The 22,432-nt window shown below is 56.3% G+C and carries 23 protein-coding genes; 10 read left to right on the top strand and 13 right to left on the bottom strand.

The window, feature by feature from the left end; genetic code table 11:
• The first annotated feature begins 503 nt into the window (after nucleotides 1-503).
• The 3 genes from HBO09_RS25680 (at nucleotide 504) to HBO09_RS25670 (ending at nucleotide 2,252) form a co-directional block, all read left to right on the top strand.
• Nucleotides 504-1,373, top strand: a complete 870-nt coding sequence (locus HBO09_RS25680; RefSeq protein WP_169999157.1) for an AraC family transcriptional regulator — start codon at nucleotides 504-506, stop codon at nucleotides 1,371-1,373.
• A gap of 148 nt (nucleotides 1,374-1,521) precedes the next feature.
• Nucleotides 1,522-1,851: a hypothetical protein gene (locus HBO09_RS25675; RefSeq protein WP_169999156.1), complete on the top strand. Its 330-nt coding sequence runs from the start codon at nucleotides 1,522-1,524 to the stop codon at nucleotides 1,849-1,851.
• 29 nt (nucleotides 1,852-1,880) lie between these two features.
• Complete coding sequence (locus HBO09_RS25670; protein WP_029300265.1) at nucleotides 1,881-2,252, top strand: PH domain-containing protein; 372 nt, start codon at nucleotides 1,881-1,883, stop codon at nucleotides 2,250-2,252.
• 136 nt (nucleotides 2,253-2,388) lie between these two features.
• On the opposite strand, the gene ribD is transcribed toward HBO09_RS25670, so the two are convergent.
• From ribD to HBO09_RS25615, 11 genes are all read right to left on the bottom strand, one after another.
• A complete protein-coding gene (ribD, locus tag HBO09_RS25665; RefSeq protein ID WP_169999155.1) occupies nucleotides 2,389-3,465 on the bottom strand; it encodes a bifunctional diaminohydroxyphosphoribosylaminopyrimidine deaminase/5-amino-6-(5-phosphoribosylamino)uracil reductase RibD in 1,077 nt (358 codons plus the stop codon).
• A gap of 25 nt (nucleotides 3,466-3,490) precedes the next feature.
• Nucleotides 3,491-5,383, bottom strand: coding sequence for an aminotransferase class I/II-fold pyridoxal phosphate-dependent enzyme (locus tag HBO09_RS25660; RefSeq protein ID WP_169999154.1), 1,893 nt, complete (start codon nucleotides 5,381-5,383; stop codon nucleotides 3,491-3,493).
• Between the two features lie 99 nt (nucleotides 5,384-5,482).
• Nucleotides 5,483-6,139 carry a LicD family protein gene (locus HBO09_RS25655; RefSeq protein WP_169999153.1) on the bottom strand — a complete coding sequence of 219 codons (657 nt, stop codon included), beginning with the start codon at nucleotides 6,137-6,139 and terminating at the stop codon, nucleotides 5,483-5,485.
• Entirely contained in the window at nucleotides 6,136-7,083 is a 948-nt protein-coding gene (locus HBO09_RS25650) for a class I SAM-dependent methyltransferase (protein WP_169999152.1), read from the bottom strand. The genes HBO09_RS25655 and HBO09_RS25650 overlap by 4 nt, the downstream gene beginning before the upstream one ends.
• A 21-nt stretch (nucleotides 7,084-7,104) precedes the next feature.
• Nucleotides 7,105-7,653 (bottom strand): NAD(P)H-dependent oxidoreductase, encoded by a 549-nt coding sequence (locus HBO09_RS25645; RefSeq protein WP_169999151.1) that lies wholly within the window; start codon nucleotides 7,651-7,653, stop codon nucleotides 7,105-7,107.
• A 20-nt stretch (nucleotides 7,654-7,673) separates the two neighbouring features.
• Nucleotides 7,674-8,981, bottom strand: coding sequence for an MATE family efflux transporter (locus HBO09_RS25640; RefSeq protein WP_262381333.1), 1,308 nt, complete (start codon nucleotides 8,979-8,981; stop codon nucleotides 7,674-7,676).
• A gap of 71 nt (nucleotides 8,982-9,052) precedes the next feature.
• Nucleotides 9,053-9,937: an SUMF1/EgtB/PvdO family nonheme iron enzyme gene (locus tag HBO09_RS25635; protein WP_169999149.1), complete on the bottom strand. Its 885-nt coding sequence runs from the start codon at nucleotides 9,935-9,937 to the stop codon at nucleotides 9,053-9,055.
• 149 nt (nucleotides 9,938-10,086) lie between these two features.
• Complete coding sequence (locus tag HBO09_RS25630) at nucleotides 10,087-11,769, bottom strand: hypothetical protein (protein WP_169999148.1); 1,683 nt, start codon at nucleotides 11,767-11,769, stop codon at nucleotides 10,087-10,089.
• Nucleotides 11,766-12,386 (bottom strand): GTP cyclohydrolase II RibA, encoded by a 621-nt coding sequence (ribA, locus tag HBO09_RS25625; protein WP_169999147.1) that lies wholly within the window; start codon nucleotides 12,384-12,386, stop codon nucleotides 11,766-11,768. Before ribA ends, HBO09_RS25630 begins: the two co-directional genes overlap by 4 nt.
• 177 nt (nucleotides 12,387-12,563) lie before the next feature.
• Nucleotides 12,564-13,166 carry an acyl-homoserine-lactone synthase gene (locus tag HBO09_RS25620; protein WP_169999146.1) on the bottom strand — a complete coding sequence of 201 codons (603 nt, stop codon included), beginning with the start codon at nucleotides 13,164-13,166 and terminating at the stop codon, nucleotides 12,564-12,566.
• 195 nt (nucleotides 13,167-13,361) lie between these two features.
• A complete protein-coding gene (locus tag HBO09_RS25615; RefSeq protein WP_169999145.1) occupies nucleotides 13,362-14,081 on the bottom strand; it encodes a LuxR family transcriptional regulator in 720 nt (239 codons plus the stop codon).
• A 319-nt stretch (nucleotides 14,082-14,400) separates the two neighbouring features.
• On the opposite strand from HBO09_RS25615, the gene HBO09_RS25610 reads away from it, so the two are divergent.
• The 5 genes from HBO09_RS25610 (at nucleotide 14,401) to phnX (ending at nucleotide 19,206) form a co-directional block, all read left to right on the top strand.
• A complete protein-coding gene (locus tag HBO09_RS25610; protein ID WP_169999144.1) occupies nucleotides 14,401-14,775 on the top strand; it encodes a VOC family protein in 375 nt (124 codons plus the stop codon).
• A gap of 146 nt (nucleotides 14,776-14,921) precedes the next feature.
• Nucleotides 14,922-16,013: an iron-containing alcohol dehydrogenase PsrA gene (gene psrA / locus HBO09_RS25605; protein WP_169999143.1), complete on the top strand. Its 1,092-nt coding sequence runs from the start codon at nucleotides 14,922-14,924 to the stop codon at nucleotides 16,011-16,013.
• A gap of 92 nt (nucleotides 16,014-16,105) precedes the next feature.
• On the top strand, nucleotides 16,106-17,401 hold the full coding sequence (locus tag HBO09_RS25600; RefSeq protein ID WP_169999142.1) for an MFS transporter: 1,296 nt from the start codon (nucleotides 16,106-16,108) through the stop codon (nucleotides 17,399-17,401).
• A gap of 22 nt (nucleotides 17,402-17,423) precedes the next feature.
• A complete protein-coding gene (locus HBO09_RS25595) occupies nucleotides 17,424-18,296 on the top strand; it encodes a LysR substrate-binding domain-containing protein (protein WP_169999141.1) in 873 nt (290 codons plus the stop codon).
• Nucleotides 18,297-18,378: 82 nt separating this feature from the next.
• Nucleotides 18,379-19,206: a phosphonoacetaldehyde hydrolase gene (gene phnX / locus HBO09_RS25590; RefSeq protein ID WP_169999139.1), complete on the top strand. Its 828-nt coding sequence runs from the start codon at nucleotides 18,379-18,381 to the stop codon at nucleotides 19,204-19,206.
• A gap of 194 nt (nucleotides 19,207-19,400) precedes the next feature.
• Here phnX and HBO09_RS25585 read toward each other — a convergent pair whose 3' ends face one another.
• Nucleotides 19,401-19,784 carry a cytochrome c family protein gene (locus tag HBO09_RS25585; RefSeq protein WP_169999137.1) on the bottom strand — a complete coding sequence of 128 codons (384 nt, stop codon included), beginning with the start codon at nucleotides 19,782-19,784 and terminating at the stop codon, nucleotides 19,401-19,403.
• A 288-nt stretch (nucleotides 19,785-20,072) separates the two neighbouring features.
• Between HBO09_RS25585 and HBO09_RS25580 the strand changes: the two genes are divergently transcribed.
• Entirely contained in the window at nucleotides 20,073-20,792 is a 720-nt protein-coding gene (locus tag HBO09_RS25580) for an SDR family oxidoreductase (RefSeq protein WP_169999135.1), read from the top strand.
• 17 nt (nucleotides 20,793-20,809) lie between these two features.
• Here HBO09_RS25580 and HBO09_RS25575 read toward each other — a convergent pair whose 3' ends face one another.
• Nucleotides 20,810-21,742, bottom strand: a complete 933-nt coding sequence (locus HBO09_RS25575; protein WP_169999133.1) for a hypothetical protein — start codon at nucleotides 21,740-21,742, stop codon at nucleotides 20,810-20,812.
• Between the two features lie 193 nt (nucleotides 21,743-21,935).
• Here HBO09_RS25575 and HBO09_RS25570 point away from each other — a divergent pair, with 193 nt between their 5' ends.
• A complete protein-coding gene (locus HBO09_RS25570; RefSeq protein WP_169999131.1) occupies nucleotides 21,936-22,313 on the top strand; it encodes a response regulator in 378 nt (125 codons plus the stop codon).
• Nucleotides 22,314-22,432: the final 119 nt, after the last annotated feature.

Below are 22,432 nucleotides of genomic sequence, written 5' to 3'. Positions count from 1 at the left end.
ATCAAACTCTTCAGTTCAAACATCTTTGGGTTTTTAAGAAACCCTAAACTTGGCTCAGCAATCGTTGGTTACATCTTTGATTTCTCGCGGAGTAACTTGTGATGCTGATAATCTTGTTGACTATCAGTCTGACTCCACAAGCACCCACACGAATTGCTTGATTCAGTTGTTAAAGAGCGGTTGGTTAAGATCTTTCGTCTCAACCGAGGCGCGCATTCTACAGCAGCCTCACTTGCTGTCAAGTGGTTATTTTCAGAAGTTTTCGAGGATTTTCTCAACAACTTCAACCACTTGCGCTTCCGATCTCTCGTTAGCGGGAGGCGAATAATACAGGATTAAAACACGTGGTCAACCCCCACCTGAAAATTCTTTCCAAAGCGCCTGGGTTGTCATTATGAAACATCCAAGGCAGCCCAGTCGCAACCTCAGCAAGCGCGGCTAGGCGCCCACATGCCGGTATGGCTGACTCTATCGCTTACCGAATTCCCCGGAGCCTCCATCCAGTGTCTGACTTGTCGAGCAACGCCGCCTACACACAACGCTTCAATGCAGTCCTCACCTATATAGAAGCCAATCTTGAAGGTGACCTGTCCGTGAAGGCGTTGAGCCAAGTGGCGAATTTTTCGGCGTTTCACTTCCATCGGCAATTCACCGCCTTCGTCGGCGTACCTGTTTCACGCTATGTGCAGTTGATGCGGCTACGACGCGCAGCGCATTGCCTGGCCTCCACCAGGGGTTACTCGGTACTGGAAGCAGCGTTCGGTGCAGGGTTCGAAAGCCCCGAGGCTTTTTCCAGGGCATTCAGGCGAGCGTTCGGTATGGCGCCGAGTGCATTCAGGAGACAGCCCAATTGGCAGGTCTGGAATTCGGTGTTCACCATCCCTCACTTCTCAAGGACCATCATCATGCACGTACGAATCGTAGAGTTTCACCCAGTCAGGGTGGCAGCACTCGAACACTGTGGCCCTCCAGGGCTCGTTAGCGAGAGTGTGCGCAAGTTTGCCGAATGGCGCATGCAGAGCGGCCAGTCGCCCGTGCAATCAAGTCGCAGCTTTGGCATTCCTTTCGGCAACCCCGATACAACCCCGCCCGAAGCGTTCCGGTTTGCACTCTGCGGCGAAATTAACGAGGCCGTGGCCGTAAATGAGTTCGGCGTAACCGAGCGTGTTATCCCAGGAGGGCGTTGCGTTGTCGTGCGCCACGTGGGCTCGACGGACCACATCGGCGAGACGATCTACCCGATCTATCGCGACTGGCTGCCCACCAGCGGCGAGGAACTGCGGGACCACCCGCTGTTCTTTGACTATCTCAGCGTTTATCCCGAGACCTCGCAGGATCAATGGCAGACTGATATTTATGTACCGCTGCAATAACCGCACAGACACCCACCGCCACATCCAATTTAATCTATACAAATCAAGCCATTAATGCTTTAAAGAAAGACCTTGAAACTCAAGGTCTTTTTTTTGCCTGCAGAAAAATGATCACCCCAGCGCACCCGATAAGAGAGGACCCAGGAACATGGAATTGACGCTCGAAGCCGTTGCTTTGTTCGCCCTCAAGCTGGTGCATGAGACCGAAGATGGCAGCCCGATCCTGCGCGACGATCTGGTCATGGATGGTTACGAGCGGGAGGTGTTTGGATTGTTGGTGCGCAGTGGCGACCTGCCAACCATCCAACACAAGGTAGATGAATGCACCCAGCTGGCCCTGGTGACCTTGGGCGGAGCCGACACGGTGTTGGGCCGCGAGCTGCAAAAGCTTATGACTGACGTCCAGCAAGCCTCGACACTAGAGGAACTCAATCCCCCACTCGAAGCACTCAAGGACTACCTCAAGGCAATCCTGTAGCACCCTCCCAGCCCCCCAAGGACCGTCCAATGATCGACTTCAACAACAAAGGCTTCTTCAAACTCAAGCAAAACAACGAGTATGCCGAACGCGTTGCTTCGCTGTTGCTCGATGACGAACAAGTAGTCGATGCCTACAAAGCCATGCGCGACGGCGTGGTGTTCACCACCAAGCGCATCATCGCCGTGAACGTGCAAGGTATCACCGGCAGCAAGAAAGACTTCACCTCCCTGCCCTACAAAAACATCGTCGCGTACTCGGTGGAAACCTCCGGTACGTTCGACCTGGATTCGGAACTGGAGATCTACTTCTCATCGCTGGGCAAAGTGAAGTTCGAGTTCACCGGCAAAACCTCGATTGTCGAAATCTCCAGGCTGATTTCCAAACACCTGCTGGGTTGATCGGCTGATACCCAACGTGGCCCACCCCATGCACCGTTGACTCAGCGGGCGTACACACTCAAACCTGGGCCGTCACCGTGTGTGGGATCAAGGACGTTGCGGCAGATCGCCCGCACGCCCAGCATTGCTGAACGGCTCACGCCGGCCGGGCGATGACACAAATATCGTCCCCCAATGGCCTGACGCTGATGAACTCAAGCCTCACTGCCTCACCCAGCTTGTCGATCGGCCACTCCAACGCAGGTTTGGCCGATGACCCCAGGAACTTGGCAGCAATATGGAAAATATACTCATCCACCAGGTTCAAACGCGCGAACGCCGCCACCAGGCGCGAGCCGGCTTCAATCAGCACCTCGTTGGCACCGCGCGTTGCCAAGGCCTTGAGCAACTCTTCGAGCGGCACCTGCCCATCGACCGCGTCAAACATCAGCAGCTCCTGGCCCGCGCGAGGATCGGCCGCTGAGGTCGAAGTGGTCGCTACCAACGCCGGGCCGGCGGTGAAAAAGGCAGCGTCATGGGGCACCCGTCTCTGGCTGTCAATCAACACCCGCAGGGGTGGCCGCTCCATGGCCAGGCAGGCCTGGGACTCTTCCAGCAGCAACTCGGCCTTGCGTATCGTCAGCCGCGCCTGATCGCGCAACACCGTGTCGGCCCCGGTGATGACGGCACTCGATTGCGCCCGCAAGCGCTGGGTTTCTGCCCGCGCTACCGGCCCGGTGATCCATTGGCTTTCACCGCTGTGCATAGCGGTTCGGCCATCCAGGCTGATGCCCATTTTTACCCGGACCAGGGGTAGACCAGTGACCATTCGCTTGATAAACCCTCGATTGAGCTGCCGCGCCTGTTGCTCCAGCAGACCGCACGCGACACTGATGCCGGCAGCACGCAAGCGCCTGACGCCCTGGCCAGCAACCTGCGGATTGGGATCGACCATGGCGATAACTACCTGCGTCACTCCCGCATCGATCAGTGCATCGACACAAGGTGGGGTGGAGCCAAAGTGACAGCAGGGCTCCAGCGTGACATAAGCTGTTGCGCCGGCTGCGGCGGCGCCCGCCTGACGCAAAGCATGGACCTCAGCATGGGCCTGCCCTGCCCTGACATGCCAGCCCTCGCCAACAATGGCCCCCTGATTGACAATGACACACCCGACTCGCGGGTTGGGGCTGGTGGAATACAGGCCCAACTGCGCCAGTTCAATTGCCCTTTGCATGCAATCCATCGGGTTCATGGGGTGATCACTCGCTAAGGGCTGCATCTTGGCTCAAAGGCGTGCGGGTCGGTCTGACGCCAGTGCGAACGGACGGCGTGTAGTCGTCTAAAAGCAGCACGTGTTTTAACGCGTCAATCAGCCTGTCGTTTTGCTCGCGATTCCTGGAGGAAATACGCAGGTATCGATCGGCGTCGTCCATCACTTTGCCGCTGCACTCCTTGATGAAGATGCTGAAATCATCAACCAGCAACACTGCCAGCTCCGGGGCCGACGGGTAGCCCGGCCGCAATCGGCACAGCACAAAATTGCTGGCGGTAGCAAATACCTCAAGGGCCTCGATTTCACGCAGTTGCATCACCAGGTCGTCAGTTTCGCGCCGCACTTGGGTACAGCTGGCGGCATATTCCTTGCGGTATTGCGGAAGGTTGAGCATGAACTCCTCGGCAAAACCGTTGATGTTCCAGATCGGCAGCTCCTTACGCAGGGCGTCCAGCCAGCGCTGATCCGCACTGGCCGCGTAACCCAGCCTCAGGCCGCCAATACCGAAGGTTTTGCTCATGCTTCTCAACACGATAATTCTTGGAAAAGCCAGGAGGTCGTGGAGCACCGATTGATCGCTGGCATCGCCGGCAAAATCGAGAAATGACTCATCCACAATCAGGTAGGGCGCCTGATCCTGGGTGCGTGCGTAAAGCTCCAGGATCGTTTCCTTGGGAATCAGCCCGCCCGTGGGATTATTCGGCGTCACCAGCACAATCGCCTCCGGCCTCTGCTGCTCGACAACACGCAGCGTGTGCTCGATATCCAGCGCAAACTGATTTTTTGCAGTCAACCTGACAGTGGTGACACGTTCCGCGGGGATGGCACTGGCAAACTCATTGAACGAAGGCTCGAACACCAGCACATTGCCGCTAAAAAGCCTGGGCAGCAGGCGAATGATTTCCGAGACGCCATTGGCAATCACCAGGTTTTCGGTGGGCACCCCGAGGAAGTCCGACAAGAGTGGCAGGCTTGCACCGGCCGAAGCCGGGTAGTTGAGGGCAATATCAGCAAAACGGTCAACCATCAGCTTCTTCAAGCCCGCAGGCGGGAAGTGCAAGTTGTAGATCAAGGCGTGATCGGTCACGGGAAAACGCCAATACCCTCCATGCTGACTGGCAAGCAGCGCATGTTTGTGCTCGGAGAACTGATAGGACGCGATACGCAAGTCATACAGGTTATCTATTTCAATCCAGGTTCCAGGATCGACTTCAATAACCCTGAATCCCATGCCCTGCGCACATGCCGTTTTGAAGGTCACTTCGTAATAGTCATTGACTCGGTTGTCTTTGACGTTTCGCTCAAGTTCGCCGATCAGATAGTTTTTGCAGAAGTCAGCGGATAAATAATAAATGTTGGCCGTTTTAAGTGGCCTGTCGGCAGTCAGATGATCATCGGCCTTGCTGCTACCCAACCGGCGGATCAACCCATGGGCATCAACCTCGGCAAAAGTACCCTCCATCAACGGTGTAAGCGGTGACACCACGGCCAGGCAGTCGCGGCCGCTTTGTGCGTCCAGCGCCGTAATCACCGAAGCGCGAAAGAAGATATCCCCCTCCAGCAACGTGACCCCGTCCTCGCCTGCCAGTTCGTCGCAAGCCAAGTACAACGAATACAAGTTATTGGTAGTAGCCCACTCGGTGTTTTCGATAAACCGCACCGTCACCGGTAATTCCAGCGCAGCGACAAAAGCCCGTATCTTCAGGCCTTTGTAGCCGATCACCAGAACAACTTCCTGATAACCCGCTTCAACAAGAATATTAAGTGCATTCCCCAGGATACTAAGGCCGTTAACCTCAGTCAGTGGCTTGGGAATGGAGTCAGAGGCACGCCCAAGACGAGACCCCATGCCCGCGGCAAGGACAATAGCTTTTTTCATCACAGTTCACCTGTTGCAAAGCAAAAGCGAAGTAGCGAAACCTGTTGATAACCCGCAGGCGCCCTGTGACGCAGGGCTATCAACAAAGACGGCCCAGGCTCAGGCCGGGGTTTTTAGTGCACACCGGAAGTCACTCAGGGTCACTTTCTCGGCATCCAGATCCACTTCATACCGATGATCAAACCCCTTGGCCGCGTGGCTATTCCAGTCATGACCGTATGCACGCTCCAAATAACGCCTGGATGCCAATGCATCGGGAGCCGGCAAATCCAGATGCCCAAAACGTGTAGCGCTGCGGGAACGCCAATCTTCCAAGGACAGGTACTCGCGAGGCCAGTTTGCCAATGCCAGGGGGCTGGTATAACGAAGGTGCCCATCCCGCTCGGACAATGGAAAGATATCCACGGAAGGGTATAAGTAATCGCGACGGTTCTCTTCTGGCATGGAGATGCCCGTTATCGGGAACACCTTATAACCGCCCCATAGTTCCCAAGGTTGTTTACTGAGGCGATAGCCTCGTTGTGCAAATTGCTGCTCCAGAGCGAAGAACTTCTCGATATCAGCCTCAAGAATATAAAGATCCGCATCATCGTCCCAAGGAATCAAGCCGGTATGGCGCACAGCCCCCAACAAAGTACCCGCCGCGAGGCAATATTCAAGGCCATTGGCGCTGAACACATCATCGATGACTTCAAGTCCATCGTAGATCTGGTCGACAAACACCTGGGGGGTTTTTCCAAGTTTGGTTTGACTCATATCCCTTTCCTTTTGGCAGACAATGCACGGGTAAAGACTGTGGTGGCGTGCTCTGAAACTATCTCGAACCCCAACTCATCCAGGAACATCGCAAGTTCATCCCGGCCATAGACGCGTGCCCCGCAGTTAACAAGCATATCCAACGACATCAAGGCGCCGACTCTTGTCTCGGTATCGAATTCATTGATGACCAGTACGCCATCCGGTACCAGGCCATGGCACATATTTGCCAGGATTTGCCTGGCCTCAGTTTCGTCAAAGCCCATCAACAAACGCGAGGTAACAATACAATCAGCTTCTATCTGCACCTTACCGAGTACGATGTCATGGGCCAGGAAGTTCACATCACAGCATTCATAACGGCTCAGATTGCCCTTGGCGATATCCAGGGTTTCCGCAAAATCCACCAGGGTGTACTTCAAATCTGTAGCCGCTCCCAACAGTTGCTCAATCAACAACCCCGGGCCGCTTCCCACATCCACGATATGCCGCGGTGCGTGGGCAAGTAACACTTGGGCCAAGCGCACATTCATATCGCCGACCCCCTGCTGCATGGCTGCGGCAAAATTGCTCTGCCGGTCATAGGCAAACGACGTGGCCTGCCCAGGACGGAAAAAATCCTCTGCCACCGACCAGTTCGACCAATGGTTGGCGTCCAGCATCAGCAGATTGGCGATCGATCCCTCGGTATCACGGCGCAGGGTGGCCCGAAGGTCCTGCGCAACCCTGTAGCGCAAGCCTTGTTTGCTCAGGACATTGAGTTGCACAAGGGTTTCCAGGAGGATCGTTGTAGACACACGCTGCAATTCAAGCCGGATAGCCAGCTCATCAATCGTCAGGTCTTCCTGGCAAAGCTCTTCAAACACACCTGCCTGTACCGCGAACATGACGGCGCGAGCCGCCCTGAAGTTGAACACCAACTGGTGAAGTTCTTGTGGTTTCATCGTCGATCCAGCCCCTAAGAATTACATGCCGTAGCTGATCGCCGCGCCAACCCCCAACAGGTCTGCACGAACAGCCGAAAGTTGACACGCGTACAACTCCAGCATTTGCACACAGGCGCTGATACGTCGTCCCAGGCCTGGATAGGCACTGCTGCTCATATCCGCGTCAAAGTTATGCACATCGCGGATAATCAGGTGATCCGGCATGTAGCAGATTTTTGTATTTTTATAAGTAGTTGCGCGTAGATCCAGCACCGGGTAACTCCCGCCCAAGCCACTGGAAATCGAAACTATCAAGGCCGGTTTATGCGCCAGCACCGGGTATTCGCTGGAAATAAAAAACTCCTTCAACACCGCCGGGGCCATGCCCGAATGTTCCGGCACTACAATAATGAAAGCCTCGGCCATGTTTGCAAGTTCATTGCTTTGCACGCCCACAGGCTGTACTGCCAAGTCCAGGACTGTCGGTGTAAATACTGAGGAGTCCCGCACATAACGTTCCAGGATTTTACTCACCCTTGAACTTTGCGAATCCACTCTTGGGCTGCCAGCGATAATCAGCACGTCCATAGTCGCCCCATCGTTGAATATCAAATAGTTTCCATCGGCCGGTGTTGTGTTTTCGAGATGGAAAGGGAGCGCCGGGCGCGTTTAGCCACCCAAACCGCCAACACACCTCCCAGCAGATTCAACGCCAGCAGCATCAGCAGGGCCAGATTGAAATCGTTGAACAAATAACCCAGCCAGTAACAACCGGTGTGAAGCAGCAGGACATATATCCCATCAATCGCCATGGCAGTCCGGGCTCTTTCAATCGCTGGCAAACCGTGGACTGCCAGGTACAGCATGCCCCTGCCAAATACCGTGATCGGGATGATCATCAAGTACGTCACCACAAAGGGCAGCGCCTCTGCATACCCACCCAACATGAAACGCGCCACGGGCTGGGCAAATACAATGAACGGCAATGCCACGGCGGTTTGCCACATCACGAGCAGCCCATAGCCGGACGTGAAGATCATCCCTACCTGGTCATCGCGCTGTTGAACGTATGCCTTGCTCAACAGCACCGTGGTGACCGCAGACACCCCCCAGACAGGAATCATGATCAAGGGCTGCAGTTTTGAAATAACCCCCATGGTTGCCACTTCTGCGTCTCCCAGTTTCGAGATCAGGTAAGTGGCCACGATTCCAGAGATCGGCCAGAAGGTCGCCGTGGAACTGGTCACCCAGGCCAGCCGGGAAATGTTCCCCGCCGCCTGAAGCATCTTGCCCACCCTCAGGTTGCGAGGACCGCTGACCTGGGTATGCCTGACACCAAAGTAAATGCACACCAGCGCCCCACCGGCTTGTGCCAGCCAGGCGGCATACACCGAACCGACCAGACCGAACCCGGCAAAACCACCCACGCCAAACATCAGCAGTGGATCGAGCACAATGTTCATCAGGCAGACCACCGCCACCACGATGGCCTGGGTCTTGAACAACGACAGCCCTCGCAGATACGCCGTGGAAATGGCAAATGTGAGGGTGATGATGAAGCCGTAAAGCCACGTCTTTAAATAGCCTTCACTTTGCTCATAAATAGAGGGTGCCGCCCCCATCGCCCCCAACACGGCCTCAAGGTTCAGGCCTGCCCCCAGCAACACGACCCCGTAGACCGCAGCGCCAATAAGCAGGCCCGGCAACAACACATCGATGAAGGTATTGCCCCCGGCCGTTTCCTGCCCCTTGGACACATGAACACTGATCGCCAGGGCAATGCCCATGGCAATCGTGTTCATCAACCACATAAAAGGGCTGGCCAGGCTGGCCGCCGTCAGTGGTTCATGACCAAGGTGGGCGATGAACACCATGTCAATGGCATTCGCGACCATCAGGGCACTGAACGACAACATGGTGTGCATGGCTTGGCTGTTGATTTCTTTGCTCAACCGCCACCCGTCCCGGGCCAAGGATGCTGGCTGTCTCACTCGGCGACCACCCGAAAGCCTACGGCATATAGCGAGGCATAGGGGGTAATACTCAGGCCATGTCGCCGCGAAACCCGGCAAAGATCGGCAAAACGGCCAAAACAACCGCCCCGGGTGATTCGATAGGTCGGCCGGCTCTCAGAGATCAAATCGTCCATGACAAAAGGACCATTGGGGTACGCATCGTAATCATTCGAGGTGTATTCCTCGACGTTCCCGCCCATGTCCATAAGGCCGAACGGCGATGCGCCCTGAGGGAAAACACCGACCGGCGTGGTGGCTAACAAGCCAAGCTCGGCGGTGTTGGCGTTTTCGGTCCTGGCCTCATTGCCCCATGGGTATTCGAACTCCCCGGCACCGGCGGCGTACTCCCATTGCGCCTCGTCAGGCAAGCGCACGGTCCTGCCGGTCTTGGCCGACAGCCAGGCGCAGAACGCATCCGCCGCGCTCGCACTTACCGAGTACACCGGATGGTTGGCGTAATGCAGCGGAAACGCTCGCAACGGCCAGGACGTAGGCACTTGCGCATTGGGGCAATCCTGTAGAAACGCCAGGTACTCCAGGTTGGTCACCGGATATTTCGAAATATTGAAGCTTGCCAGGGACACCGTATGGCGAGGTACTTCCTTGAGGATCCAATCGCGAATAACCCCGACATCCGCATATTCACGCACGACGGCATCGATTTGCGACTCGTCGATACCAATGCGAGCCTCACCTGCGGGAATAGACACCAAATGATTCAGCGCACCGGCGACGATCCTCGGATCGCCCTTGATCGCCAGCTCCATGCCCAATTGCACACGCTGGGACAAGTCCGTCGCATCTTCGAAACGGCACAGTAACGCAGCTGCCTCTGGCGTTTCCCGGAAACGACTCATCCGCTCCAGCGTTTCGCGCAACCCGGTTTGAGGTTGATAAGCCGCAGGTTGCTCACAGGGATCAAGCGGCGATGTGACCGTACACTTTTCTGCGACAACTACTTTTTCTCGTGCATTCATTGTTGTAAGTCCACACTGAAAGTTGAAGGTCAACCAAGCTCGACGGCATAAATACGCCCGTCATAGGACGACGCCAGGAAATGCTGTTTTTCGTCATCCCAAGAGAGGGAGGAAATACCTGCGGCACTGACTTTGCGCACAGTGCCCAACCACTGCCGGGCCTTGCAGTCGTATATATCGACGGTGCCGCCATAACTGCCCGTGGCGATAAAGTTGCCGTCCTCGTTTGACGCAATGCACTTGATGGAATGGGTATGGCGGCTGGGAATCGTTGCTCTGGGCTCGCCCCATAACTTCAGGGTCAGATCCCGGGAAACCGTGGCAACACCGTTCGCATAGGAACAGAGGTCATTCAATATGCCTTCATGGGCATGGGTGATCTTGTCGACCACTTCATAAGAGCGGATATCCGTGACGCCAATTTCACCATCGGCACATCCGGTATAAAGGCAGTTGCCATGCAACGAAATACCCTTGATCGCGTTTTCATGAATCTTGTGGCAAGACACAAATTCCAAGTGTCGATCGTTGACTTTGAAAATGATGATATCGCCGGAATAACTCCCCACCGCCAGACGCTGCTCGCCATCCAACTGAAAATTCACCCCGCAGTTGAGGGGCGCGTGATGGGCATAAGCCACACGGTTTTTCAGCACATCGAACACTTGCCCGGTCTGTCCGCCACAGACCAGGATGGGGCCGGTCTTCACCACAAAATTGCACAGCGATTGTGGCCCGCCCATGTCTTTGCCATCGGCCTTCAACAGGCCGGCATCGCCAATACTGTAGATAACGCCGTCTGCCGCATGGACCGAGTTCAAGCTGGCCGAGGGTACGAAGCCTTCGAGATCCCAATGGTTGCGGGCGATATCCCAAATCGCAAACGTAGAGCCAAACGTCGCGAAATAGATTTTGTCGCGGCTTTGAAACTCCGCCGAGCGCGCCCAGATTTCCTTCGGATATTCCGAACGTTTCCACTCCACCAGTGTGTGCCCCTCGATCGACCACAACACCGCGACCCCGTCATATCCCAGGCTCAGCAGGCTATTGTCGAACTTTGACTTCACCAGCTTCTTGACGCTGGAACGGTGTCCCTTATAGGTACTTAAAACCGTATTGCCACTAATTACCTGCAGTTCACCGTCATTGTTGCCAACGATAAACACCCCCGCTGACAGGGTCACCAAAGCGTCCATGTCGTGGCCTTCCGTCTCCTTGATGGCCAGGCAATCACCGGTGGTTGCGTCCCAGGCGCGAATGGTCCCATCGGTGCCGCAGGATAAAAGTTGCTGGCTGTCTGCTGTCCAATCGAAGCTCTCTACCAGGCCACTGTGCCCTTGCATCTTGCAGATGAAGTTTCCATTTTTATGGTGCACCGACAGACTGCTGTCGTAGGAGCAACTGGCTATTTTTTCACCATCGGGAGAAAACTTGGCCTGCATGACGTCATCACTGTGGCTGGTCATGACACATTGCAATTTAAACTCAGGCACGCTCCAAAGCCGGGCCGAACCATCACTGCTGGCCGTCACCAACAGGCTGCCGTCAGGGGAAAAATCACAGTAGTTGGCCAGATGATCATGCCAGCCGCGCTGCAGGGGTTGGCGCGTTTGCGCATTCCACAAAATAATCTGGTTATCGTAGCCTGCCGTCGCAATGTACTGCTGGCCAAACAATGAGAGACCACTGATAGGTGCTTGATGCTGAATCATTGAGAAACCCCCGCCTGCGCTGTGAACTGGTGATTGGTGACTTCAATTTTTGCTTTTATATAACCTTCGTTATGTTTGCCAATATGCATGGAAGTCGACCTGACCTCGGAAATCTCGATACCCAGGTTTCTCAGTTGCAACTCTTTTTCCGGGTTATTCGTCAGCAGGACTATTTTCGGACACCCCAAGGCTTGCAGCATCTGTGCAGCATCAAAGTAGTCGCGTAAGTCATCGGCAAACCCAAGCATATTATTGGCTTCATAAGTATCAACACCTGAGTATTGTTGCAGCGCATAGGCTTCCAGTTTTTTATACAAGCCGATGCCGCGCCCTTCCTGGCGCAGGTAAATCAAATAGCCACCCACTTCGTTGATAAGGCGTAGCGACTCTGAAAGTTGATCCCCACAATCACACTTCATGGAGTGAAAAATATCACCGGTCAAACACTCGGAATGCAACCTGACCAACGGAAGTTTTCGACCATCTGCCTTGAACCCGCCCAGCCGAATAGCAATATGTTCAACAGGATCTTTCAAATCGTCGAATGAAATGAAAGTGGCAACCACCTCACTGTCCAACATGAGCGGTATGTCGACTTCCTTAATAATCGTAGCCATTTTGTTTTTCCCTGGACGACAGTTATTCGGCAAGGCGATACGCCCTGCAGTTTTTATAGGAAGAGTACATTCACCAAGACACACTAAGCCGGGCACACTACCTCTAACGACTTGAAGTTCTGTACTCTGGATACCGATGCCGAAAGATGGCTGTGGCCACCCTCTTGCGACTGTTAGCTACTGTAACGTAGCGCCACAACAACTCTTGGGCACGCCAAAGAGCGCACGCTGAGTCATCGCCCCCAAGTCAATCTCAAGAGCAATCGCTTTTTCCTTGCCAATGACACGTACCGGCCCAAGCCGGGTGATCGCCAGGCCAGCCCTGATCAGCATTCGCTCTACCGCGACCGTTGTAACCGTCACATAACGCTGGATATGTTGCTCGATGCCATAGGCAACGATGGCCTTTACGGCCTCTAGGGTAAAATCGGAAAACCCCTTGTTGCCAGGATATCGCGGTGTTACGGCAAATCGGCTGAGCTCCCATACCTGGGAAGAAACCGGGGCTGGCCGCCCTTCGAGCAGCTCGGAGAAAGTATCCCTGAGCATGTAGGGGCCCGTCGTTGGCAATAAACGCCAGCACCCTTTGATTTCACTGCCACCGCCATCCTTGATCAGCATGTAGAAGGGTTCCAGTGCGTCATAGCCATCAATTTCCATATCGGCAATGATTGCAACATCCCAGCCCTTACGCTTTTTAAAAACGTCTGCGCGCAGCCGATGCATGGCACACAGTTGCTCACTATCTATTTCATCCCGCCGGCCGATTGTGAAATGCACTGGATTCCCTTCCCTAAGAACACTTAAACCTCAATCTATCCGCCTTCACGGAACCGTCATACTAGTAGGGTAACCAGTTGCAACAATTTTGGATCCAATGCATGATGCACGGTTATCCCCTTGAAAAAGCCACAGATAGCCCGCCGGCCTAGAGGCCAGAGCGGGCGTTTTGAGCGGTGTAGAGGACGTGTGGCCCTAGAGGCTGATCAACCCGAGCGAAACAGCTTTAACGGCGGCAGCCCGGCGGGACGCAACGCCAAACTTGGTATTGATACTCGCAAAGTGATAATTGATATTGGCTTCCGAACAACCACAAATCCTGGAGATATCCCAGGAACTTTTCCCGACGGCGCACCATTTGAGAATCTCCTTCTCGCGAGTCGTCAGGGAAATCACCTTGGCTCCCGTCAATTTGCTCGAACTGTCCAGAGCACTTTGCAAAATCACATCTTTAAGAATGGAAAGCTTCGGGATCATCGCATTGATATGCCGAGACGTTCCCGCAATGTCCTGGGCGTCAACCGCCAGGCTGAAAGTGCCAAACTGACCCTGAGGCCCATGCAGCGGAAAAGTTATACCCCTAGACAGTCCATAAGCGCTGGCCTCTTCGCGAAACTCACGTTCGCGGGGGGTGCAATACAACGATTCGTCCCAGACAACCGGGCGCACGTTTTGAAATGAATAGATCACCACCGGATCGATAGTTGCATAACGCGATTGGTCGTATCGATTCCGCCAGGCCATCGGATAATTGCTGACAATCATCGCCGAACTCAACTCGGCATCATATTTTGGCAGCAAGCCGATCAAGACTCTGGAAAACCCATATTTATCGTTTATTTTTTCGATAGCTGAAAACCACTGCTCCTGGGTTTCCAATCCATTCAACCGCACAAGCTCATCAATAAAGTCCATTTGATGATCACCTTAGGTGTTGTAGTAATTACCCGACCAGTCACAGGCGGATCCCTAATAATGACGGCTATAAATACGACTTTAAATTATGGCCAATTGCACTGATGAAATAGCATCACCTTGCGCAATAAAGACAAGTACCTTGTTTCCCCTGTAGTGCTACGAAAAACCTGGCATACCTGCACGCTCACAGCTCCTGATCTAGCCTGATCATCGCTGACCGACGATGAGCAAGCTAGCTGAGGTATACGACCTTCGCAAGCACGCAGGCAGTCAGCGGTTTGAGCTGGACTTTTCAGCGCCACCTGAGGATTCAACAATGAATATGAATCAAGTGACCTTGCCGGTGACGGATATGCCGGCCTGTGTCGCGTTCTATCTAACGCTTGGTTTTACCCAGGTAGTCTCTACCGATCACTACGCTAGGTTTTCCTGCCCCGGCAATGGTGCGACGTTCTCCTTATCCCTGGTTGAAGCAAATGGCAGTAACAACGCAGTGATCTACTTTGAACATGAGCCGCTCGATAGCTGGGTGAATGAGCTGATCGGCAAAGGGATAACCTTCGATCAAATGCCCACCGACATGCCCTATCTATGGCGCGAAGCAATCTTGCATGACCCGTCGGGCAACTGCATCAAACTCTACTGGGCTGGTGAAAACCGCTTGAACCCGCCCTGGAAGATCGTCCACTAGACACACTGGGGCACTGCCTCAGTGCCCACTTGCGTCCTCCCACTATCGGCCCACCCAATCCATCCCCCCAATCTATCGATTTGAGCTCTCCCCCACCCTCCCCGACTATTGGCGCCACTTCCAACAACAAAAACCAGGAACACGCCATGACTGCCCGATTCCACAACCCGGTAGACACCCGCTTCGGCTGGGGCTGCCTGCAAGACCTGGCCAGTATCACCGCACAGCAGACTGTCGCCCTCGTCACCTTTCCCGAAGCCCGTGCGCTGGGATTGGTAGAGAGGATCCAGGCACTGCTGGGCGAGCGCTTGGTGTATGTGATCGAGGATGTGCAGCCCAACCCCGATGTCGCTCAATTGCGTGACACCTATGAACGCTTCTGGCAGCAAGCCGGGAGCTGTGACGTGGTGCTGGCCGTCGGGGGTGGCAGTGCAATTGATACGGCCAAGGCATTGATTGTCGGGACCGAGTCCGGGCAGTTCGATGAGTTGCTGGCGTTGTTGGCGACCGGCCAACCGTTTGTGCCGGCCCATTGCAAGACATTGATCGCGGCGCCGACCACAGCGGGTACCGGCAGTGAGGTAACACCCTGGGCGACGATCTGGGATTCGGCCAGCCACAAGAAGTACTCCCTGCACCTGGACTGCACCTGGCCAGAGGTAGCGATTGTTGATCCACAGTTGATGCTCACGGTGCCAGCCGGGGTCACCGTATCCACAGGGCTCGATGCTTTATCCCACGCCCTGGAGTCGATCTGGAATATCAACGCCAACCCGGTTTCCGACACTTTTGCGGTGTCCGCCATCGAGGACATCCTGGAGTGCCTGCCGCAACTGCGGCGCGACCTTGGCAATCCAGAGTTGCGCTCACGCATGGCCCTGGCGGCGCTCAAGGCCGGCCTGGCATTTTCCAATACCAAGACCGCCCTGGCCCACTCCATTTCCTACGAGATGACCCTGCACCACGGCCTGCCCCATGGCATCGCCTGTTCCTTCACCTTGCCGCTGGTACTGGGGCTGGCATGGGGGCATGACGCGGCGCGCGATCACACGCTGCGCCGGGTGTTCGGCGATGACCTGGAGAAAGCCCAGACCCAGTTGCGCAACTTCCTGCACAGCCTGGACGTAAAAACCGAGTTCGCCGACTACGGCGTCACGCCCACCGAGGCCGACGCGATGATCCGCTTCGCCCTGCAAGGGGCACGCGGCAAGAACTTTATCGGTTCCAGGGCCGCCTAGGCCCAACGCAATTCAGTCTTTCCTCTTGCACCTGTAAAGCGTGCCACCCCGTCGCTGCGGTTTCGGGGGCGAATAACAATAAGGAAAACATCATGAATCGTGCACACACCCTGCCTGTCCCCGCCGTTCGCTCGGCGTCGTTCCGTGTTGCCCAGTGGCGCATGCTGCTGGCGGCGATGTTTTGTTACCTGTTTTTCTACACCGGGCGCCAGACTTTCGGTTTCGCCATCCCGGGGATACAGGCCGAGTTCGGCCTGACCAAGGAGGTACTGGGCTGGATCTCGGCCGCCATGCTCTGGGCCTATGCCATTGGCCAGGCGATCAACGGCAACCTGGCCGACAAATTCGGCGGCCGACGCATCATGACCCTCGGCGCGGTGCTGTCGTGTGGCGCCAACTGGGTCACCAGTTTTGCCAGCGGTTTTGCCGGGCTGATCCTGCCATGGGGCATCAACGGTTACTTCCAGGCCCTGGGCTGGGCGCCGGGTAGCCGCTTGATCTCCAATTGGTGGAGCGCCAGCGAGCGCGGCCGGGTCTATGGCTTCTATGTGTTCGCCGCCGGTTGTGCGTCAGTGCTGTCCTATGTGACCTCCATCGTGGTGCTGGAGGTGCTGCACCTGGAGTGGCGCTGGATCTTCCGCCTGCCGGTCCTGCTGATGTTGGCCGGGGGCATCCTGTTTTACCTGGTGGCCCGTGAACGCCCGCAGGATCTTGGCTTCGAACCCCTGGCCGATACCGGCGTGGCCAACGCCGAAGACAAGGGCCATGAAGTGGCCCACGGCGAAGAAGAAACCTCGGCACAGCGCTACAAAGCCGTGCTGAAAAACGCGCGCCTGATCATCGCCGCCGTGTCCCTGGGCTTCCAGAACGCTGCGCGCTACGGCTTGATCGTGTGGGTGCCGGTGCATTTTCTTGGCGCCAACTGGAAAAGCGGCGACAGCATGATTGATCCGAAGTGGATCACCGTCGCCCTGCCGGTCGGCATGGCCGTCGGCGCGCTGAGCAATGGCTGGGTATCCGACAAGCTGTTCGGCTCCAAGCGCTACATGGCGATCATGCTCTATATGTTCCTCGGCGCCGCCACCAGCCTGTGGATGTGGAGCCTGCCGCCCCATAGTGCAATCGGCCTGGTGGCACTGTTTTTGTGCGGGTTCTTTGTCTATGGCCCGGCGTCCAGCTTCTGGGCGCTGTGCCCGGACCTGGTGGGCGCCAAGCGCGCAGGCACCGCAACCGGTGTGATGAACTTCTCGTCTTATCTGTTTGCAGGCCTGGCGGAACCGCTGATCGGCAGTATGCTCGACAGTACCGGTAATACGTCGCTGATCTTCATCGTCGTCACCTCGGCCTGTCTGTGCAGCGCGGTAGTGGCCTTGTTTATCCGCCGTTGATGCCCCCTGAACAGGACACGTTATGTACCAGTACCACAAGTGGCTACGTTCCTTTCATGCGGTGGCGAAGACCGGCAGCTTCACCCTTGCCGCCGAGTACTTGAGCGTCGGTCAGCCAACGGTCAGCGAACAGGTGAATGCCCTGGAAAAGCAGTTCTCGGTGGAGTTGTTCCACCGCCGTGGGCGGTTTATCGAGATGAGCGCGGCCGGCCACGCGCTCTACGGGATCACCCAGGGCCTGTTCGGCCAGGAGGATGAGGCCATGCAATTGCTGCACAGCTTCAAGCAGCGCAAGACCGGGATGTTGCGCCTGGGCGCGGTGTCGCCGCCGATCGCCATGAACCTGACGTACGAACTGATGCAACGCCACCCGGACATCGAGCTGGAAACCTCGTTTTCCCCGGAGAAGGAAACCCTCGACCGCCTGTTCAACTTTGATATCGACGTGGCCATCCTGGCCCTCTCGGAGTTTGACCAACGCTTCGATACGCAGCTGTACCGGCGTTATCCGATCATCGCCGTGGTGCGCAACGACCACCCCTGGGCGGCACAGAAAGAAGTGCACGTCGCGCAGATCAGCCAGGAGCGCTGGGTCATGCGCGAGCGCAGCTCACGCACCCGGCAGTTGGTGGAAGAAAGCTGCAAGCGCCTGGGGGTGGACCTGAACTGCGTGATGCAGCTCAACAGTCGCGAGGCCATCGTGCATGCCATCGCCAAGGGCATCGGCATCGGCTTTGTGTCGGCGGTGGAGTACGCCGAAACACCGGGCACTACCCCGATCACCTTTGTCGATCACCCGTTTTCCATCGACTACCACCTGTGTTGCCTGGGGATCCGGCGCAACCGCCCGATGATCGCCGAACTGTTTGAGGCCAGCCCCATACCGGCTACCTGAATCGCCTGATTTTTTTGTACGCAACCGGCTTACCCCGTTTATCGGGGGACGGCCCACTCATACCCGAAACTGGAGATTGCTCATGCATTACCAACCACCTTCCAAGCTGCAAGCCGTAGTCCTGGACTGGGCCGGCACCGTCGTCGACTTCGGCTCCTTCGCCCCCACGCAGATTTTTGTCGAAGCCTTTGCCGAATTTGGTGTCGCGGTATCCCTGGAGGAAGCGCGCGGCCCTATGGGCATGGGTAAGTGGGATCACATCCGCACCCTGTGCAATCAGCCGCAGATTGCCGAACGTTATCGCGCCGTGTTCAACCGCCAACCGACCGACGAGGACGTCACCGCCCTGTATGAGCGTTTCATGCCCCTGCAGATCGAGAAGATCGCCCTGCACTCGGCGGTGATTCCCGGCGCACTGGAGGCGATTGAAAAATTGCGAAGCCAGGGCTTGAAGATCGGCTCCTGCTCGGGCTATCCGGCGGTAGTGATGGCCAAAGTGGTTGAACTTGCGCGGCAGAACGGCTACGTGGCCGATCATGTGGTGGCCACTGACGAAGTGCCCAACGGTCGTCCACATCCGGCCCAGGCCCTGGCCAACGTGATTGCCTTGGGCATCAGCGATGTGGCGGCATGCGTCAAGGTCGACGACACTTGGCCGGGGATCCTGGAAGGGCGCAGTGCCGGCATGTGGACGGTGGCGCTGACCTGCTCCGGCAACGCGCTGGGGCGGACTTACGCGCAATACAAGGCGATGCCGGCTGCGGAACTGGCTCAGGAGCGTGAGCGTATTACCCAGATGTTTGAGGGTTCGCGACCGCACTACCTGATCGACACCATCGTCGACCTGCCGGCGGTGATGGATGACATAAATGCGCGACTGGCGCGTGGGGAGACACCCCAGGGCACCTGATCCTGGCAGGCTGCTTGTCTGTGGCGAGCGGGCTTGCCCCGAGCTGGGCTGCGTAGCAGCCCTAACAAGTCGAGTTCGGTGCATCAGATATTCCGTAGCGGCTGGTTTGGGCTGCTACGCAGCCCAGCGCGGGGCAAGCCCGCTCGCCACAAAAGGCATGCCAGCCCTGACAGACGCGATGAATGATGTTTGGGCTATTGCGTCTGAAAGGTCTCAAGATACGCCAGCAGATTCTCGATCTTCTCCTGATCGCTGATCCCCCAGAAAATCATGCGGGTGCCGCTCACCACTTTCTTCGGGCTCTCGATATAGGCGGCAAGTTTTTCCCGCGTCCACACCACACCTGAGTTTTTCATCGCGTCGGAATACTGATAATCCGCCGTGGTGCCCGCCAGCCGCCCGATCACTCCATTAAGCTGTGGCCCGAAACCGCCGCGGGCGTTCAACCCGACACTGTGGCAACCGCCGCAGGTCTTGGTGAACAACTTGCCACCCACCTCGGCATCGCCTGCTGCCGCCGCACAAGTGTTGAAGAACACGGCAGTGAGGAAAAGAGTCAACAGGGCAGCGGGTTTCATCAGGGGCTCCAGGTCGGGGCTTCAAAAGCAAAGGCGGCAATTATGCCTGCTGTTTACTTGTCCTCGTCCACGTTATTGAAGCGTGCCCGGTTGATCTGCCAAGGCAGGGCTGGCTGTAGGCGTTCTCTCTTATGTTTTCCCCGGCTGAAAAAGTGCGTTTGCAGTTCCAGGAAGTGCCGATCGCGCCCAACCTGGCAAAACATTTAGACACAGCCATTCAATTGCCATCACTCTCCCCCTCTGTTTGCATGCGCACTTTCCATCAGCACGTCAGTTCAGGAGAGATCGATGAGAACCATGGTGGTCGGCGCAAGCAAAGGTTTGGGCAGGGCCTTTATGGAGGGCCTGGGTGGGGTGGGAGATACCTTGATCGGTGTCTCGCGCAGCCGTCCCACTGGCTTGGTATCCAGCACCGGCGCCGAAGTGTCGTGGGTAGAAGCCGACCTTGGCCAGCCAGCGCAGGCCGCGCAGCTCATCGAACAATCAGTGGCGCAGAACGGCCTCGACACACTGATCTACAACCTGGGCATCTGGGAAGAGCGGGCGTTCGATGACGCCTACAGCTTCCTCAAGGATGAAGACACCCAGGTGCAAGCCATCGTCAGTTGCAACATCACCGCTCCCTTGCTGCTGATCAAACGCCTGCTGCCCGTGCTGTTAAAAAGCCCCAACCCACGCATCATCCTTACTGGCTCGACCTCGGGCCTGCCCCAGAGCGGGCGCCCGGAAGTCACGTTTGGCGCGTCGAAATTCGCTTTGCGCGGCATGGCCGACGCCCTGCGCGAAGGCTATCGGCACCAGCGCCTGGGCGTGACTTGCCTGAATCTGGGCTACCTGAATACCGAGGACCCGTTGAGCACATCCCGACTTGAGGCTGAACAGCGCGGCGACGGGCAGTTGATCCCGGTACACGACGTGGTGCAGGTGGTGCGCATGGCCTTGAGCCTGTCATCGGCCAGCTTCGTCAAGGAGCTGACGTTGCCGGCCCTGCTCGATGAACGGTTCTGACTGAACAGACCGATTCTTCAGACCACCATGTAAAGCGCCATCAGGCACAACGGCACCAGCAGCAGCCCCAGCAACATCATGAACACCACACTCATGGCGTTGACCCGGGGCGTTCCAACATGACTGACAAACCCCATGCACAGGCGTCGCAGCAGCTCCGCGCCCCTGGCGAACTGGTAGGCCACGGTGATGGTCAGCAGTGAGAGGGTTCCGGTGACCGCGCAGTAAAACAGGATCGGCTCAGGCATGAAGTAGCTGGAGACAAGCCCTTCGGACGTGGCATAGATAAACGTCACGGGCTGAAACAGCGAAAGCGAATACAGCACATCGCGCAATGGACTGAAGGTGATCGTCGGCCGCACTTCGTCGGCGGGCAACAGGGCGTACAGCTCGTTCATATCCGACCAGCGAAACCAGTAAACCGCCGCGCTGAACAGCAGGTACGCCAACGCAATCGTCGCCGAAAAACACCACAGGAACCGCCACGAACCAAAACCGCGGCGCATCCCCACATTGATGCTCCATTTCGTCAATTGGATGGTCATGCAATCGATCACGATCGCTACGAGCAGGCCCTTGCTATAAAAGTCCTTGATCGCTTGCAGCACATTGGGCGGCGGCGGCACGTTGAACACGTGCTCAGGGTTTTTAAACAGGTAGAGATCCAGCAGCCACACGACAAAAAACACCAGCGACACCAGCAAGGTGTACAGCGGGATGCTGATCAACTGACGCCTGGCCAGCAACGTGCGCCCGAACACCCGCTGAAAAAAACTGGCCCACAGCTGAGCGATCCCGATAAACCAGTCACGGCCAAGGCTCATGCCGCTCAATGTCTTGAGTATTTCCAGGCGGCTTTTTTTGGTGGAAAACGCCACTGCCACCAACACCCCGGTACAGCCGAACAAAACGGTGGCAACCACGATCAACGCGCCGATCATTTCTTTCACACTGGCATTCCTTGCTGTGAGTTTTCGCGGCCCGCATCCTGACTTAAGCCCCCCATGGTTCGCAAGCGACGACCGTTTTACACATGCCGCAGATAGCGGCAAGCAACCACCCATCGAATAAAAAACATCCAATCGAACCTATCCACAGGCGGGCCACTCCACCTTACTCAACCCGGATGGTGGAGTAAGGATCATGGCTCAGCCATCGATATTGGTACTGGAAGACGACGAGATTATTCGGTCGTTGATGGTGGATGTACTGGAGGATTTCGGCGCAGTGGTGACCTCTTTCCCCTCGGCTGATGAAGGGATGATTTTCCTGGAGAGGAGCAGTGATCCGGTAGACCTGATTGTCAGCGATATCCAGATGCCCGGCCTGCTCAACGGGTATGACCTGAGCAAGGTCGTGGCCCATCGCTGGCCATCCTTGCCGGTGGTATTGACCTCAGGCAATACGGGCATGGCCGCGCAATTGGGTAACACGGTGAAGTTTTTGCCCAAGCCATGGAGCACTGAGCGGCTGATCGACTGCGTGCAGGCTGCGCTGGTGCAAGGGAAACCTCTGCACTAGCGGCGCACTATCTGGGCAATCGAACTTCGCGGCAGCGTGTGAGGTCTGTTTTTGAGTATCTGGCTATTTTTCTGACGATAACGTCAGATTTTTCGTTATGACTTCTCAGGTACGGACGA

Source organism: Pseudomonas sp. WS 5027 (assembly GCF_012985695.1).
Taxonomy (GTDB): domain Bacteria; phylum Pseudomonadota; class Gammaproteobacteria; order Pseudomonadales; family Pseudomonadaceae; genus Aquipseudomonas; species Aquipseudomonas hygromyciniae.
The sequence above is the reverse complement of the archived record's forward strand: the minus strand, read 5'-3'. Positions and strand labels throughout refer to the sequence as shown.

Bases quoted from the DNA above. Each gene is read 5' to 3' on its own strand.
- HBO09_RS25675 (WP_169999156.1), top strand. From the start codon at position 1,522: ATGGAATTGACGCTCGAAGCCGTTGCTTTGTTCGCCCTCAAGCTGGTG.
- HBO09_RS25670 (WP_029300265.1), top strand. From the start codon at position 1,881: ATGATCGACTTCAACAACAAAGGCTTCTTCAAACTCAAGCAAAACAAC.
- ribD (WP_169999155.1), bottom strand. From the start codon at position 3,465: ATGCAAAGGGCAATTGAACTGGCGCAGTTGGGCCTGTATTCCACCAGC.
- HBO09_RS25660 (WP_169999154.1), bottom strand. From the start codon at position 5,383: ATGAAAAAAGCTATTGTCCTTGCCGCGGGCATGGGGTCTCGTCTTGGG.
- HBO09_RS25655 (WP_169999153.1), bottom strand. From the start codon at position 6,139: ATGAGTCAAACCAAACTTGGAAAAACCCCCCAGGTGTTTGTCGACCAG.
- HBO09_RS25650 (WP_169999152.1), bottom strand. From the start codon at position 7,083: ATGAAACCACAAGAACTTCACCAGTTGGTGTTCAACTTCAGGGCGGCT.
- HBO09_RS25645 (WP_169999151.1), bottom strand. From the start codon at position 7,653: ATGGACGTGCTGATTATCGCTGGCAGCCCAAGAGTGGATTCGCAAAGT.
- HBO09_RS25640 (WP_262381333.1), bottom strand. From the start codon at position 8,981: ATGTTGTCGTTCAGTGCCCTGATGGTCGCGAATGCCATTGACATGGTG.
- HBO09_RS25635 (WP_169999149.1), bottom strand. From the start codon at position 9,937: ATGAGTCGTTTCCGGGAAACGCCAGAGGCAGCTGCGTTACTGTGCCGT.
- HBO09_RS25630 (WP_169999148.1), bottom strand. From the start codon at position 11,769: ATGATTCAGCATCAAGCACCTATCAGTGGTCTCTCATTGTTTGGCCAG.
- ribA (WP_169999147.1), bottom strand. From the start codon at position 12,386: ATGGCTACGATTATTAAGGAAGTCGACATACCGCTCATGTTGGACAGT.
- HBO09_RS25615 (WP_169999145.1), bottom strand. From the start codon at position 14,081: ATGGACTTTATTGATGAGCTTGTGCGGTTGAATGGATTGGAAACCCAG.
- HBO09_RS25610 (WP_169999144.1), top strand. From the start codon at position 14,401: ATGAATATGAATCAAGTGACCTTGCCGGTGACGGATATGCCGGCCTGT.
- psrA (WP_169999143.1), top strand. From the start codon at position 14,922: ATGACTGCCCGATTCCACAACCCGGTAGACACCCGCTTCGGCTGGGGC.
- HBO09_RS25600 (WP_169999142.1), top strand. From the start codon at position 16,106: ATGAATCGTGCACACACCCTGCCTGTCCCCGCCGTTCGCTCGGCGTCG.
- HBO09_RS25595 (WP_169999141.1), top strand. From the start codon at position 17,424: ATGTACCAGTACCACAAGTGGCTACGTTCCTTTCATGCGGTGGCGAAG.
- phnX (WP_169999139.1), top strand. From the start codon at position 18,379: ATGCATTACCAACCACCTTCCAAGCTGCAAGCCGTAGTCCTGGACTGG.
- HBO09_RS25585 (WP_169999137.1), bottom strand. From the start codon at position 19,784: ATGAAACCCGCTGCCCTGTTGACTCTTTTCCTCACTGCCGTGTTCTTC.
- HBO09_RS25580 (WP_169999135.1), top strand. From the start codon at position 20,073: ATGAGAACCATGGTGGTCGGCGCAAGCAAAGGTTTGGGCAGGGCCTTT.
- HBO09_RS25570 (WP_169999131.1), top strand. From the start codon at position 21,936: ATGGCTCAGCCATCGATATTGGTACTGGAAGACGACGAGATTATTCGG.